This is a genomic window from Vibrio sp. 2-1-2a (assembly GCF_032648565.1).
GTDB classification, from domain to species: Bacteria; Pseudomonadota; Gammaproteobacteria; order Enterobacterales; family Vibrionaceae; genus Vibrio; species Vibrio diabolicus.
Genome location: NZ_WBOH01000002.1, coordinates 504,777 through 519,957 on the forward strand (window position 1 = coordinate 504,777; position 15,181 = coordinate 519,957).

The 15,181-nt window shown below is 45.0% G+C and carries 16 protein-coding genes; 7 read left to right on the forward strand and 9 right to left on the reverse strand.

The window, feature by feature from the left end; genetic code table 11:
• Positions 1-30: 30 nt before the first annotated feature.
• Positions 31-1,383, forward strand: a complete 1,353-nt coding sequence (locus F7Y48_RS07000) for an AmpG family muropeptide MFS transporter (RefSeq protein WP_006742554.1) — start codon at positions 31-33, stop codon at positions 1,381-1,383.
• Positions 1,384-1,446: 63 nt separating this feature from the next.
• Here F7Y48_RS07000 and F7Y48_RS07005 read toward each other — a convergent pair whose 3' ends face one another.
• The 4 genes from F7Y48_RS07005 to F7Y48_RS07020 are packed head-to-tail and all read right to left on the reverse strand — an operon-like array spanning position 1,447 to position 4,683.
• Positions 1,447-2,106, reverse strand: coding sequence for a ChrR family anti-sigma-E factor (locus tag F7Y48_RS07005; RefSeq protein ID WP_048625904.1), 660 nt, complete (start codon positions 2,104-2,106; stop codon positions 1,447-1,449).
• Positions 2,103-2,687, reverse strand: a complete 585-nt coding sequence (locus F7Y48_RS07010) for an RNA polymerase sigma factor (RefSeq protein ID WP_005380255.1) — start codon at positions 2,685-2,687, stop codon at positions 2,103-2,105. Before F7Y48_RS07010 ends, F7Y48_RS07005 begins: the two co-directional genes overlap by 4 nt.
• A gap of 44 nt (positions 2,688-2,731) precedes the next feature.
• Positions 2,732-4,090, reverse strand: a complete 1,359-nt coding sequence (locus F7Y48_RS07015) for a DUF4397 domain-containing protein (RefSeq protein ID WP_182036628.1) — start codon at positions 4,088-4,090, stop codon at positions 2,732-2,734.
• Entirely contained in the window at positions 4,087-4,683 is a 597-nt protein-coding gene (locus tag F7Y48_RS07020) for an LON peptidase substrate-binding domain-containing protein (RefSeq protein ID WP_005380253.1), read from the reverse strand. The genes F7Y48_RS07015 and F7Y48_RS07020 overlap by 4 nt, the downstream gene beginning before the upstream one ends.
• Positions 4,684-5,006: 323 nt before the next feature.
• On the opposite strand from F7Y48_RS07020, the gene F7Y48_RS07025 reads away from it, so the two are divergent.
• From F7Y48_RS07025 to csdA, 4 genes are all read left to right on the forward strand, one after another.
• A complete protein-coding gene (locus F7Y48_RS07025) occupies positions 5,007-5,825 on the forward strand; it encodes an outer membrane protein OmpK (RefSeq protein WP_046874988.1) in 819 nt (272 codons plus the stop codon).
• A gap of 108 nt (positions 5,826-5,933) precedes the next feature.
• Positions 5,934-6,824 carry a 2-dehydropantoate 2-reductase gene (gene panE, locus F7Y48_RS07030; protein WP_053809814.1) on the forward strand — a complete coding sequence of 297 codons (891 nt, stop codon included), beginning with the start codon at positions 5,934-5,936 and terminating at the stop codon, positions 6,822-6,824.
• Positions 6,821-7,420, forward strand: a complete 600-nt coding sequence (locus F7Y48_RS07035; protein WP_006742560.1) for a DJ-1 family glyoxalase III — start codon at positions 6,821-6,823, stop codon at positions 7,418-7,420. Before panE ends, F7Y48_RS07035 begins: the two co-directional genes overlap by 4 nt.
• Positions 7,420-8,631: a cysteine desulfurase CsdA gene (gene csdA, locus F7Y48_RS07040; RefSeq protein WP_203343356.1), complete on the forward strand. Its 1,212-nt coding sequence runs from the start codon at positions 7,420-7,422 to the stop codon at positions 8,629-8,631. Before F7Y48_RS07035 ends, csdA begins: the two co-directional genes overlap by 1 nt.
• Positions 8,632-8,664: 33 nt before the next feature.
• Here csdA and F7Y48_RS07045 read toward each other — a convergent pair whose 3' ends face one another.
• The 5 genes from F7Y48_RS07045 to F7Y48_RS07065 all read right to left on the reverse strand — a co-directional run bounded on the left by F7Y48_RS07045 (position 8,665) and on the right by F7Y48_RS07065 (position 13,072).
• Positions 8,665-9,450 carry a GGDEF domain-containing protein gene (locus F7Y48_RS07045; protein ID WP_258506851.1) on the reverse strand — a complete coding sequence of 262 codons (786 nt, stop codon included), beginning with the start codon at positions 9,448-9,450 and terminating at the stop codon, positions 8,665-8,667.
• Positions 9,451-9,896: 446 nt separating this feature from the next.
• The gene (csdE, locus tag F7Y48_RS07050; protein ID WP_258506852.1) at positions 9,897-10,325 is read right to left on the reverse strand and encodes a cysteine desulfurase sulfur acceptor subunit CsdE; all 429 of its coding nucleotides are present in this window, start codon (positions 10,323-10,325) and stop codon (positions 9,897-9,899) included.
• Complete coding sequence (tcdA, locus tag F7Y48_RS07055; protein ID WP_258506853.1) at positions 10,322-11,140, reverse strand: tRNA cyclic N6-threonylcarbamoyladenosine(37) synthase TcdA; 819 nt, start codon at positions 11,138-11,140, stop codon at positions 10,322-10,324. Before tcdA ends, csdE begins: the two co-directional genes overlap by 4 nt.
• Positions 11,141-11,239: 99 nt before the next feature.
• Positions 11,240-12,343 carry a murein transglycosylase A gene (gene mltA / locus F7Y48_RS07060; RefSeq protein ID WP_012841480.1) on the reverse strand — a complete coding sequence of 368 codons (1,104 nt, stop codon included), beginning with the start codon at positions 12,341-12,343 and terminating at the stop codon, positions 11,240-11,242.
• 273 nt (positions 12,344-12,616) lie between these two features.
• Positions 12,617-13,072, reverse strand: a complete 456-nt coding sequence (locus F7Y48_RS07065) for a DUF2850 domain-containing protein (RefSeq protein ID WP_005380234.1) — start codon at positions 13,070-13,072, stop codon at positions 12,617-12,619.
• Positions 13,073-13,234: 162 nt separating this feature from the next.
• Between F7Y48_RS07065 and argA the strand changes: the two genes are divergently transcribed.
• On the forward strand, positions 13,235-14,572 hold the full coding sequence (argA, locus tag F7Y48_RS07070; RefSeq protein ID WP_012841478.1) for an amino-acid N-acetyltransferase: 1,338 nt from the start codon (positions 13,235-13,237) through the stop codon (positions 14,570-14,572).
• 400 nt (positions 14,573-14,972) lie between these two features.
• Positions 14,973-15,161: a hypothetical protein gene (locus tag F7Y48_RS07075; RefSeq protein ID WP_005380230.1), complete on the forward strand. Its 189-nt coding sequence runs from the start codon at positions 14,973-14,975 to the stop codon at positions 15,159-15,161.
• Positions 15,162-15,181: the final 20 nt, after the last annotated feature.

Genomic DNA, 15,181 nt, shown 5'->3' on the forward strand with positions numbered 1-15,181 from the left:
TTCAACGGCTTCATTTTATTGGATTGATTTATGTCTTCATTACCTTCCATCACTTGGTTGGAAACGGTAAAAAGTTACCTCGATAAACGACTCATGTGGGTTTTCATGTTGGGCTGCTCTAGCGGCTTTCCGTGGGTACTTATCGGTTCAAATATGTCTGGCTGGCTAAAAGACGCTGGTTTGACCCTATCCGCAATAGGCTACTTTGGTAGTGTCTTTGCGGTTTATGCAATTAACTTTCTCTGGGCGCCACTCGTAGACCGGGTGAAGCTACCAGTGCTCTATCGACTACTTGGACAAAGGCGTAGCTGGATTTTCTTCTGTCAAAGTATTGTACTCGTCGCGACGGTATTTATTGCGGGCGTGAATCCAGCAGAGAACTTGGTGTTTGCGTCTCTACTCGCCTTGTGTATTGCAACCGCATCAGCCACACAAGACATCGCGATAGATGCTTTTCGTATTGATACTTTCCCAAAATCAGAAGAATCTAAGCTGCCACAAGCTTCTGCAATGGCGGTCATTGGCTGGTGGACAGGTTATTCACTACCGGGTTATTTAGCGTTTGTTAATGCTGATAGCGTCGGTTGGAATGGCGTGTATTACGGGATGGCGGTGATAGTCGGCATTCTAATGGTCTTTACGATTTTAGTCGGTGAACCGAAGACTCAACGCGAACAACTTCAGTCTGCCGCGGAACAACGCCACAAAGAAGTGGTTGGTTCAAAAGTCGTGGCTTGGTTTACTGTGACTGTTGTAGAACCTTTCCTTGACTTCTTTAATCGCAATGGCGTCCGTGTCGCGATTACTCTTTTGCTGTTCGTTTTCCTATTCAAAATTGGCGAAGCGTTTTTGGGCAGGATGTCGATCGCGTTCTATAAAGATATTGGTTTTAGCAATGAACAAATTGGCTATTACTCCAAACTGATTGGTTGGGGAGCCACTATCTTCTTTACCTTTGTCGGAAGCATGTTCAACGTTAGGTTTGGTATTGTACGTGGATTAATGATCGGCGGTATTGCTATGTCTGCCAGCAACTTGATGTTTGCTTGGATTGCATCGGTAGGCCCAAATGAGCACCTGTATTTAGCAACCATTATTGTCGATAACTTTACGACTGCTTTCTCAACTGTCGCTTTTGTTTCATTTTTGACGATTCTAACCGGACAAGCATTCTCGGCAACTCAGTATGCGTTGCTTGCCTCTTTGGGCAACTTCGGACGAACGACTCTTGCTTCTTTCAGTGGAGAACTGGTGGACTACCTCAATGACTGGAGCACGTTCTTTGTGCTTACCGCTGTTATGGTCGTGCCAAGCTTGATTATGTTGTACTCGCTACGACATTACTTTGATGCTCTATTGGAAAAAGCACGTCACAAGCACTAAGAAGCGCATCAAAAAACCACCGAATTCGGTGGTTTTTGTTTTGCGAGATATAAGATAAGAGGTCTATGGGTATAGCCCTTTGCCAAACATATTAAATATACGTGCCACACCTTGAGTAAAGATCATCGGCTCAGTCAGTACGGTTAAACACAAGCAATCTTCTCCGGCCTTAGTGTAAGGGCTGTGCTTCACTGACGCGTCTCGAATCATCAAGTCGCCCTCTTCATATTGGCCGTCCTCATCACTAAACCCACCATGTAGGATCAATGTAGATTCTAAGCCTTTGTGCGTATGTTGAGGGATTTGCACATCTTCTCCGATGTACATTAAGCTAACACGAGCATCTTCCCCTAGATCAATCTGAGCACTGAAAACCTTGCCTCCGTAACTTCTCCATGACCCTACGAGGTCAGAGAAACGCGCTAAGGTTTTGGGAAGCTCAAAGCTCTTTCCTGCAACATTCACTGCGGCAGGATCTCGGATAACGATGTTATCTGTCGCTGGCTCCGCATTGATAATATCATTGAACATATCGTCGAATTCAGGGACATATTCAGAGGGGATGTCGCTCACGATATTCGCTTGGCTGGCTTCGACTTGGTTCACATAAGCTCGGCACTTGGTGCATGTTTCTAAATGGGTTGCGACCACAAGACCAGAAACTGCATCAATGCTTCCCGAAGCGTATGCTTCTAACAAGCTGTTATCTGGGTGTTTGTTCATAGTTGCTCCGTATGCATTGAATGCCTTAGCTTTTCTACTGCAAGCCTCAGCCTGGATTTTACGGTACCGAGGGGTATATCAAATAATTCAGCGACCTGTTGATGAGGTAGCTCTTCAAGATACACCGCTTGTAAAACGTCTCTCTGATTTTTCGGTAAAATATCTAAAAATTTAACCACCTGTTCTTTCAACATGTCTTGCTCTGGTGAATAGTGATCAACAAGATCTGGTGGATAATATTCTGACGGCCAAATGTCATCAGAATGAATGTGTAACTCCTTACCTTTCTGCTTTCTCAACAGATCAAAGCATAGGTTTCGGATTATGGTGTATATCCAAGTCGATAACGCGCTCTTTTCCCCATCATAGAGGTGCGCTTTCTGCCAAACTGTCGCCATGGTCTCTTGCACCATCTCCATAGCAACTTGCTCATTACCAACATGTTTGTAAGCGAATTGCTTCAGCTTGGGTGCGTAAAAACGGAATACAAAAGCGAACGCGTCTTTATCTCGAGCTTTCACTTTGTCCATGTAATCGTTCCAATCACTGCGCCCCAGTTTTTTTGGGCTATCACTCATCATAATCGGCCTTAATTTTAGGGAGGAGTCATCTCCTCCCATTCGTCCTAATCGGTAACGTCATCAACCAACAAGTTGAAGCCACCGTTGTTCCCATCATCAATGGCAACCACTTGATACACAACACCATTCATCACATTGACTGGTGCTGAATCAATAGCAACCGTACTTGGATCGCCTGCCACTGTCACGGTTACATAATAGGTACCTTCAGCGACATATAATCCCTGAACGCTATCTTTGTACGCAAAATTAGCAATAGTTGGATCACTTCCATCTATTCCAGCACTTGTAGTGAGATAAATATCCACCATTTCCGCTACGGGATTCGCCGCCGCATGTGTCACATTCAGCGTCGCGCTAGTTGCCACTGCACGTCTCATGTCTTCAACAACTAGAGGTTCGATATCAATCGCTGGGCTAACAACACCGACTGCGTAAACACTGTAATCCATTCCGCCCGCAACCATTAATCCGTCAACATCGATAATAGGATTGGTTGTTGTGCCATCCACGTAAACGTCAATATCGTAAGCGCCAGCATCGAGATCCAAATAACCACGAATCTCTTTGAACGCTAAGTCGGCAAGAGGACCGAAGGCCGCCCCGTTAACGTTGACATCGACGATCGGCGCTCCATCGACAAGATGTCCGACTCTGACTTCAGCTTGGCTGCCCATATCCTCGATTATAGAAGATCCTGAACCATCCAATACCAACAACTTAACCGGTGACGTGCTATTTGAATCTCCGGTACTGATAGCGGCAATCGTCAAGTTTGAATTAGCAGCAAGAGATATTGTGCCCGAATCAAAAGCAACGTTATCCCCAACAGCAAGTCGAACTTGGTACTCACCAGCGGGGATGTTCAATACGTCTGTAGATGCTTTATATGCAAGATTCATAAGCGGTGTCGCGCTAGCAAGATCAGCCCCTGGCTCAGTGACGTAGAGATCAACGGCAGGAACGCCAGACGCTGCATGAACAACTTGAACATCTAGACTATTGGCATCAGCCATTGAATCGGCGCTGCGAGTCACAACTAAAGGTTCTACTGGGTTTGGCGAACCATCGGCATCACCAACAACGAACACGTTGTAATTGAGGTCTGAATCAAGGTCTAGTTCTGTTTTAGGTATTACGGTCGCGGTTTCATCGCCTGGAAGTTGAACATCAACTTGAATTGAGTTCATGCCCTCACGTAACTTCATGTAACCAGAACCCATACCATAATCAACACCTGTCAATGATGATTTATCGTTTATCCACACATTTGCAAGCGGCGCATCAGAAGACGCATGTACTGCTTGCAAATTGGAATACTCGATGGTGTCGCTGTCGGAGCCACACGCCGCCAGTCCTAATGCCGCCACCATAGTTAGCGCAGCTCTGCTAAATCCTTTCATATCCTTGCCTCTTTGTTAGTCGGGGCTTCTATGGCTTCTGTCAGAAATTGCAACGCAGGAATGCAGTTCTCTGCGCCAACGAGCTGTTCGAACAGATTGCAGTCTAAAGGAAGTAATTCAAGCCAGCGCTGGGTCACCCAAGCTGAGTCATCGTAAAAACGATGCTGGTAGAGGTTTCCAAGTTGAGGAAACTCTTCATAAACATGGGATAACTGCTGGCTTAAATAGAAGAAATCTGGTGAGTTGTCTGGATGTTGCCAATTGTCTAGCCATTCGACCTCTGCATGGCGTAAGCCGTCCGCATCTGCACGAACTCGTTTGACAACAAAGCGTTTCTCACCAGCGACTGTAATACCAAGAAGACCATCACTGAGTGTTTCAAAATCAACGATCCTGACCAAAGTTCCGATAGATGAAACATTTCCCACGTCTTTAGGGTCACCTTCACTACCTACTAGGCAAACTCCGAAACCCACATTTTGTAGGCTGCATTCCTTTACCATTCGCTTATATCGTGGCTCAAAAATGCGCAGATTCATTTTACCTTCAGGGAGTACAACTGAAGTGAGTGGGAATAACATGACTTCTTTCATTCAAACGTCCTCTTTGATTCACCGATACATACGAATCCCTTATCACTCCGATCACTAACGATTTATGTTGGTTAATCGACTGGCTTAAAAAGTCATAAAATCGCTTACGCAAACGATCCAAATCACATATTTATTGCAATCAAATGCAACAAACAAAAAGTTCCGTAAATAAAGATAATTTCGTGACGCAACTCACCAAAAACGTTCAATTTTGCACCCTTTATCACTTTCATTTGGGATTTTTATCGCTATTATTCCCGCCAATTGGAAAGCGCAGCACAGATTGCGTGTTCTGAATCATTACAAACATAGAGAGTCCCCTTATGCGTAAATCACTTTTAGCTCTTAGCCTTCTAGCGGCTACTTCAGCTCCAGTATTGGCTGCAGATTACTCTGACGGCGATATCCACAAAAACGATTACAAGTGGATGCAATTTAACCTAATGGGTGCATTCAATGAGAAAGGTTATGCTGAATCTTCTCATGATTACCTAGAGATGGAATTTGGCGGTCGCTCTGGTATTTTCGATCTATACGGCTACGTTGACGTATTCAACCTAGCTTCTGATCCAGGCAGCGACAAAGCTGGTGGCGAGAAAATCTTCATGAAATTTGCTCCACGTATGTCTCTAGATGCGGTAACTGGTAAAGACCTATCTTTCGGTCCAGTTCAAGAGCTATACGTTGCAACTCTAATCGAGTGGGGTGGTAACTCTGATGTTAACTCTCAAAAAATCGGTCTAGGTTCTGACGTAATGGTACCTTGGTTCGGCAAAGTTGGCCTAAACCTTTACGGTACATACGATGGCAACAAAAAAGACTGGAACGGTTTCCAAGTTTCTACTAACTGGTTCAAACCATTCTACTTCTTCGAGAACGGCTCATTCATTTCTTACCAAGGTTACATTGATTACCAATTCGGTATGGATGACGACAAAGGCAATAAGTTCAACACTACAGCATCTAACGGCGGTGCTATGTTCAACGGCATCTACTGGCACTCTGACCGCTTTGCTGTTGGCTACGGTCTGAAGCTATACAAAGACGTATACGGCTTTAAAGATGGCGAAGCTCTACCATGGGGTCATAAGCCAGAGTCTTCTGGTGTAGGTCACTATGTAGCTGTAACTTACAAGTTCTAATTGAACCACTAAGTTTCATCAAAAATGGCGCCTTTCGGCGCCATTTTTATTTGCTTTCCTTTTTTCCCTCATTATCCTTGCAGCAAACCTTTTTAATGAGAGCGTTTGGTGAATATCCTTATCCTCGGTCCAGGTGCGGTGGGCTCACTCTGGGCAACAAAATTTCAGCTTGCCGGGCACAATGTTTCATTGTGGGGAAGAAGTTCAGAGAGACAACAATCACTTCAGTTGGATGACACACCCGCAATCGTATTCAGTAATCAAGATATTTCCTCCGTAAATAAAGCAGATCTCATTTTGATCACGGTAAAAGCTTGGCAAATGGAAGACGCCATTCAGCCTTTACTGCCTCATATCAACGCAGACACGATTATCATGCTGATGCACAATGGTATGGGTACCGCCTCTGGCGTGGAGAAGGCTCTGCCAAACAATCCGATCGTGCTCGCCACAACGACGCACGGCGCATACAAACCAGATAACCAACACGTACTGCATACCGGTCACGGAACAACGCAAGTGGGTGGTTATAATGACAAAGGAATGCAGTGCGCTTTTCTGCAAGATGTTATGCATCATGCTCTTCCAGAGGCCATTTGGAATCCACACATCCAATCTGCGTTATGGACTAAGTTAGCAATTAACTGCGCGATTAACCCACTGACTGCGATTCACCAGTGTAAGAATGGTGAGCTTGCGCAGCCCGAGTTTAAGATACAACTCGAAAGCATCACTCAAGAATTGGTTGAAGTAATGAGTAAAGAAGGTATTGCTATAGAGTTTCGCTCTCTTTTCGATACGGTAATGCAAGTGGTGAACGCCACAGCTGAGAACTATTCTTCAATGAGACAAGACGTATTCCATCAGCGTCGAACGGAAATTGATTTTATAACCGGATACTTGTTAAAGGCTGCCGAGAAACATCGCATCAATACGCCTGAGAATTTAAAACTTTACCAACGCATCAAACAAATAGAACAAAGCTGGACAGAACAATGAGTAAGAAAATCTTAGTGCCAATCGCTCCGGGCACCGAAGAAATGGAAGCCGTCACCGTTATCGACATGATGGTTCGCGCGGGTTATGACGTTACGGTAGCGAGTGCTGCTTTTGATGGCTCATTGACGATGAAAGCTTCTCGCGGAGTCACATTAACAGCCGATTGTAAGCTGGTCGATATCGCTGATGATGAGTTTGACGCCATAGCGCTTTCTGGTGGTGTTGGTGGTGCAGAAATTTTTCGTGATAGCACGGTGATGATAGAAATCCTTAAGCAGCACATCTACGAGGGAAAGTTGGTCGCTGCTATCTGCGCAGCACCGGCGTTGGTATTGCAACACCATGATCTTTTCCCACAATCACTGATGACCTGTCACCCGAGCTTTCAGTCACATATCCCGGAAGAGAAGTGGCGCAGCAAACGCGTGACCTTTGATATCAACCACAACCTTATCACCAGTCAAGGTCCGGGCACTGCTTTAGAGTTCGCAATGGAAGTAATCATTCAACTCTCAGGTAAAAAACACGCATGGTCAGTTGCTGAACCAATGATCCCTCTGCCTACTCTGCATTACCATAAGCTTGGTGAAGAATAATGTTTGACGTAAATGCTGTACGTGAGCAATTTCCTGCTCTAAATCAATCCGTCAACGATACGCCCTTAGTGTATCTAGATAGCGCAGCGACAACGCAAAAACCGCAATGTGTGATTGATGTCATCAGTCATTACTACAGTGCGCAAAATGCCAATGTTCACCGTGGCAGTCATAGTTTAACGGCTAATGCCACCAGCCAATTTGAAGCGGCACGAGAACGAGTGGCAAACTTTATTGGTGCAAACAGCTCTAAAGAGATCATTTGGACACGGGGCGCAACCGAAGCACTGAACTTAATTGCTCAGACTTACGCCCGCAGCACGTTACAACCGGGTGATGAGATCTTGATTAGCGAGATGGAGCACCACGCTAACATCGTGCCTTGGCAAATCGTGGCAGAGCAAACGGGTGCCAAAGTCATAAAAGTTCCAATGACATCAGATTGCCAGTTCGACATCAGTGCATTTGAGGCGCTTCTGTCTGACCGCTGTAAAATTGTTGCTTGTGCGCAAATCACCAACGTCACGGGCACACGACAACCTATCGAAAAAATCACTGAACTAGCGCACAGCGTTGGCGCGGTTGTTGTGATTGATGGCGCTCAAGGCATCGTCCATGAGCAGCTTGATTTATCGGTATCAGATATCGATTTCTACGTTTTCTCAGGTCACAAACTTTATGCACCAGCAGGCATTGGGGTTTTATACGGCAAGCTTGAACTTTTGGAAGCCATGCCACCATGGCACGGCGGCGGTAAAATGGTTGAACGCGTTTCGTTCGAGAAAACGACGTTTTCTGCACTTCCTGGTAAATTTGAAGCGGGCACACCAAACGTTGCGGGCGCGATTGCTCTAGCGAAAGCCATTGAGTGGTACCAAGGTTTTGACCATCACGAAGTAGAGGATCATCTCCATGCGCTTCAGGATAAGGCCTACCAAGCACTAAGCGCGTTGGATGACATCCATATTCTAGGCTATCAACCGAATGCCTCTGTACTGACGTTCGTCATGGACGGCGTTCATCACCAAGATATTGCGACGCTGCTCGATCAACAAGGCATTGCGGTACGAGCAGGACACCACTGCGCTCACCCATTGATGGATGCGCTAAACGTTAAAGGCACGGTACGCGTTTCTTTTGGTATTTATAACACGGCTGAAGATGTGGATAGACTCATCGCCGCCGTAGAAAAAGCCGTCGACATGCTATAACCCCAACGGTTTGATTTGGAGTAACCAACAAGGTTACTCCATCTGCCTATCCAGAGTCGCCACGCAATTTCTGCCATTTCTTTTCGCAGCATAAAGTGCTTTATCTGCATGCGCATACAAACGTTTGGTGGTTTCATTTCTGCCTATTTCCACCACGCCTACACTCACCGTGACCGGAATTTCAATCTTTTCAAATTCGAACTGACAATTTTGAATGTGGGAACGTACTTCCTCTCCTACCTCTTTCGCCGCCGACAGAGAAGTTTCTGGCAAAATAATCGCAAACTCCTCCCCTCCGACTCTTGCAAAAATTTCGTCTTTGACGAGTAAGTGAGAAACCAAATCAGCTAACGTCTCTAAGACATAATCCCCCGCATCATGACCACGTTTATCATTGATGACTTTAAAAAAATCTAAATCAAATAATAACAACGCGGAGTGATAATCCGGAGCTTGGGATTTAATAACTTCTTCTGTGAGCTTTTCGAAAAAGACACGTCGATTGTAGATGTTGGTAAGAGCATCAATTTGGCTTTGATGGCGAAGAAGGGTTTCAACTCGGTGGCGATTGGAGATGTTGCGTGTAAGAATAAGGACAACGCGACGACCTCGGTATTTTATAGCGAGTGGGCAGATCTTGCCTTCGTAGTATAGGTCGCCTCTTGGCCCACTGTTAGCATCTATTCCCTGAATGCTGTCGGCGCACATCTTGTACTCGATCGTCACAATACTGTCTTGTTTCAGTGACCGATTTATCTGTTCGATAAACCAGTCAGCTTTATCTTTCTCAAGTACGCTGTGCAGAGTCTCACCTATCAAATTACTTCCATCGTGATAGGCTTTTTTTTATCTGTTCCTCCAAAAACATCAATATAGATACCATCTTCACTCAGAATAAAAGTGGGGTCTGGCATTCCGGATAACACGTCTTGCGCATGTTCCAAGGTGAATTGCATATAGGGAGGTTCCTAGCATTTGTATCTAAGTAACCCAATCGCTTCCAAGTGTGTTTCCACATTGGAGAATAGGAGCGAATGGGGCATATGTCTATTATCTAATATAGACAAATTTTAAATACAATTGAGTTTATAAAAACCAAGTGGGCAATATAATGAACCAGGATCAATAGAATGGTTAATTAACGCTAAAATAGTCGACCATTTGCATACTTTTTATCCATATGCAAAAAATATCTCAACTCAGATACAAAAAACGCCAAACAGCTAGGCTATTCGGCGTTTTTTAAGAATTGGGAAAATGACTCGTTACACGGCGGTTTGCTTAATCTGCTCTACAATAGCTTTCAAGCCATTACCACGTGACGGGCTTAAATGTGCAATAAGCCCCAGTTGATCAAAATAAGCGTCGATGTCAAATGCTTGAATTTGATCGGCCGTTTTTCCGTCATAAGCCGCCATTACCAAGGCAATCAATCCACGGACGATACGCGCATCGGAGTCCGCACAAAAATGCCAAACGCCATCTTGCTCTTGGCTCACTAACCACACCAAGCTTTCACAACCCGAAACGGTAACTTGTTCTGATTTCAGCTCTTCTGGCATTTGTGGCAGCTTTTTACCCCACTGAATAACCTGACGGTAACGATCTTCCCAGCCTTGAAATTGCTGCATAGTCGCTACAATGTCTTCGCTGGTGATATCTGTACCAAATGGAGAAACGGGAAAACCTGTCATGATGCGCTCTTCTTATATTTTGAAATCAACTTCTCAACGATTCGCGATACCGCGACAAAGCCAAACGTTGCAGTTACAACAGTCGCCGCACCAAAACCGCTAGCACAATCCATACGTTTTGGGCCTTCCGCTGTCGACTTCACACCACACACTGAACCGTCTGCTTGAGGGTACTTCAACTGCTCGGTTGAAAACACGCAATCAATACCAAACTTACGAGCCGGATTCTTAGGGAAGTTATGATGACGACGCAAGGTGTCTTTGATTTTCTTCGCTAGAGGATCTTGGATCGTTTTCGTTAAATCAGCGACCATGATCTGCGTTGGGTCAACCTGACCACCAGCACCACCCGTGGTGATCACTTTGATCTTGTTGCTGCGGCAATACGCCAACAAAGACGCCTTCGCTTTTACGCTGTCAATGGCATCCAACACGTAATCAAACTCTTTGCTTAAGTACTCATGTTGATTGTCTGGCGTGATGAAATCATCAATCAGATTAACTTTACACTCTGGGTTGATCAATTTGACACGCTCGGCCATCACTTCAATCTTGCTTTGACCAACGGTGCCCGTCATCGCATGAATTTGGCGGTTAATGTTCGTGACACAAACATCGTCCATATCAATCAGAGTTAGCTCACCGATCCCTGTACGAGCCAGCGCTTCCACCGCCCATGAACCTACGCCACCAATACCAATCACACAAACGTGTGCAGCGCGAAGAATGTCCACTTCGCTGTTGCCATAAAGACGACGAGTGCCGCCAAAGCGTTGATTGTAGCTGTCAGATGCTGGGGTATCGAGTTCACGCATATTGAAGTCCAGATGATCGATAGAAAAACAAAGAGTGCGATTTATACGCACTCTTTGATGAAATGTCTAGATAAGAGAGTGTTCCTCTCTCTTGGACGACTATTGTAGCTTTTCTGGCGGTAAAGCCCAAGGCGCTTGAGTTGGTGAGTTTTCTAACCCAAGTTTCCACACTCGACCAAAATGCTTGTAGTGCCCTGCTTCCGTTCCTGCTCTCGCACCAATGCCATGATACAGATCCAAATGGTTCTGTTTTACCGCACCACCAGTGTCTAAAACGATCAGCATTCGCAGTTGATGCGCACCACTCCACGTACCATCAGCATTCAACAGTGGCACTTCCGCCAAGATTGGCGTACCCATTGGTAAGATAGAACGGTCACCCGCGACAGCGGCCATTGGCAACAACGGAATACCAGCCGAGCCTGTTACTGGCGCTTCTGCTTTTGGCGCAAAGAAAACGTAAGAAGGATTTTGCTCCAACAACTCGCGTACTGTTGCATCGTCGTTGTCCATCACCCACTCTTTGATTGCTTTGAGGGACATTTTTTCACGCGGCACTTCACCACGTTCAATCAAAATGCGGCCAATGCTGACGTAAGCTTTGTTGTTTTTACCCGCGTACGCAAAGTACTCCAACGTATCATCATCTTCAAAATGCACGTAGCCACTGCCTTGTACTTCCATCATAAATGGGTCGATACGATTAGGCGCGTAACCTAGCACCAAACCTTGTCCATCTAGTGCTCCATTGTAGATCTCCGCGCGAGTCGGACAATCTGATGAGCAGTTTGGCTTGCCATAAACTGGGTACTTAAAAATGTCGTTTGGTGTATGACGCAGTTCCATCACGGGAGAAAAGTATCCGGTAAACAGCACATTACCTTTTTTATCACCACCACCCAATTGCGCGGCTTGAATGCCAAACGCACTCAACGCACTGGTATCTCCGCTCTGTTGCGCCCACTCACTTAATCGTTGATATAGCGGTTGGTACATCTTCGCCATGGATGGTGACTTTATCACCACTTGCTCAGCTTGCTTGTTAAATTCAGTAAAATCGCGTGGTTTGTTAGACTCAACCACATCCACTTGATTGAGGATCTGAGGAAACTCACCATCAAGATATTGCTGAGCACGATCATTTTGTTGAGCACAGCCAAAGAGTAGGCTCAAAGAGATAATAGGAAGGAGTTTTTTTAACACGTGTCTTTTCCGTAAAAGAGAATAGCAAAAGAATGGCAAACAAATGCATACGGTGCAATTGAAAAGCAAAGACAAAATGTTTCAACGCTAAGCCAATCCGTTTACTCGTTGTGAATTCATTCAGTTAATGCAACATGATAACAGCGGAAGAATTACGGAATTGTCCGGATTATGTTTGAAAGTAAGATTTACTGATTGAGAGATGAAATTGTGATCATCCATGTGACTCACAGACGCAAGGACTCTCAGCTTAAAAGACAATGATAAAAACGACTATCTTACCGCAATCCTTGCACGCCCCTCTAAACGGAATACAGGTAGATAATGTGCATTGGCATCCAGCTTCATTTCTGCATGCTGCTTACCCACAAAATTGAAGTGCCGCTCATTTGAACCCACTCGATACGAAAACGAATCCCCATCGAATTCAAAACTGGTCGCCACTGTAGAACCATTTACAGTAACACCGCGCTCACTCAACACAAATTCTTCACGAGCATAAGGCGCAACATCTTGCTCAACCCAGCGGCCATAAATAGTCGATTTAGGAATAGGCGGATTAATGGTTCGAGTAATCAAATCACTATACAGCATGCACACGACAACGGTTCCAACTATCGCTATAAGCATAAGAGAACGCTCTAGCCACTTACGAAGCATTGATTTAGATGACGTTTTTGACAGATTTGAAGCAGTGATCGCAGCATTCTTATTAACAGCAGAAGACATGAGGTTCACGTGTTGAGAAAAGACGCGCTCATTGTAACTCTCCCCCTCAACGGGACCAAGAACCTACCTCAATATGTTTGTGCTTTATTCCAAAATTTCACCTTGCCACCAAGTGAATAAAAAGGCATTATTTTAACATAATTAAACAAAGGAATGGCTGTAGTGAAAATTCGTAGTACTGCTCTCGTAAAAGGATTCCGTCAATCAACACCTTATGTCAATGCTCACCGCGGAAAAACCATGGTGATCATGCTGGGCGGAGAAGCCGTCGCACACAAAAATTTTGGCAATATTATTAATGATATCGCACTCATGCACAGCCTCGGAATTAAAGTCGTGGTGGTGTATGGTGCACGTCCTCAAATTAATCAGTTGCTAGAAAAACAAGACCTCACTACGCCTTACCACAAAAATATCCGCATTACGGATGAATCGGCTTTATCTGTTGTTATGCAAGCTGCCGGACAACTTCAACTTGCGATTACTGCGCGCCTATCAATGAGCCTCAACAACACTCCGATGGCAGGCACCCAGCTCAATGTCGTTAGCGGAAACTACATCATTGCTCAGCCACTCGGCGTTGATGATGGTGTGGACTATTGCCATAGTGGACGCATTCGCCGCATTGACACCGACGCGATTAATCGCACGCTCGACCAAGGCTCTATTGTGCTACTTGGCCCCATTGCGAGCTCCGTGACTGGCGAGTGTTTTAACTTACTTTCTGAAGAAGTCGCGACACAACTGGCGATCAAATTAGGCGCAGACAAACTGATTGGTTTCTGTTCAGAACAAGGTGTCATTGATGACAACGGTAATGCTGTCGCCGAGTTGCTGCCAATTGAGGCGGAGCATGTCATCAAAACGCTCTCTGAAAATACGTCTCCTGACCTAGATTACAACACTGGGACACTGCGCTTTCTTAAAGGGTCTATTGCCGCTTGCCGTGCCGGAGTACCTCGCAGCCACTTGATCAGTTATAAAGTAGATGGAGCCCTAATTCAGGAGTTGTTCTCTTTCGACGGTATCGGAACCCAAGTCGTTATGGCGAGCGCTGAACAAGTGAGGCAAGCCAATATTGACGATATTGGCGGTATCTTAGACCTCATTCGTCCTTTAGAAGAGCAAGGTGTACTCGTTAGGCGCTCTCGAGAGCAGCTAGAACAAGAGATTGGAAAATTTACCATCATCGAAAAAGACGGCTTGATTATTGGCTGTGCTGCCCTTTATCCATACCCAGAAGAGCGCAAAGCTGAGATGGCTTGCGTAGCGATTCACCCTGACTATCGTGATGGGAACCGAGGTTTGTTACTGCTCAACTACATGAAACATCGTTCTAAATCCGAAACCATTGATCAAATCTTTGTCCTCACGACACACAGTTTGCATTGGTTCAGAGAGCAAGGTTTTTACGAAGTCAGTGTCGACTATTTACCTGGAGCCAAACAAGGGTTATATAACTTCCAGCGTAAGTCAAAAATCTTAGCGCTAGATTTGTAGCTTAACCTTAAATCACGAAGCAAAATTTAACGTTCCGCTATACCAACATCTCAAGGTGCGGGATTCAGCTCATTGACGCTCAATCCTGCACATCAAGTTTGTTTTGGAGTAAGGCCTCACATAAATCCTGCTTCGAGCTAGCGAGTCATCATATAAACACCAACTTAGAAATACGCAAACCATTGCTTGATTTTCGTTCCAATTTTATCTTTTAAATATACATTTGGTTGGCTATACTCTGCTCGCTAGTGATTGGTTTTTAACCAATACGAATGGATCTAGGTGATGTAATGTAGCCTTCACCCTAAAATACTGGGCAATTAAAAAACTAGTTAGCTCCGTATTGCACACCAAGGACAGTTGTTAATCTGACTTTAAATAAGCCGAGACGAGCACTGTTATGAGAACAATCATTTGTAATTCGCTTCAAAGCTTCTGGGATATGGCTGACAATCAGTTTTTAGAAGGCCTAGACGTCCACTGTGTTTTCCCCGTAAATGACGCTATCCGAGATTTTATTCTTGCTTATCAACAGCAATACAAAATACGCAGCGTGTCTTTTACCAATGCGTTTGCAAAACATGCATAAAAGAAGACCGAGCCATAAGC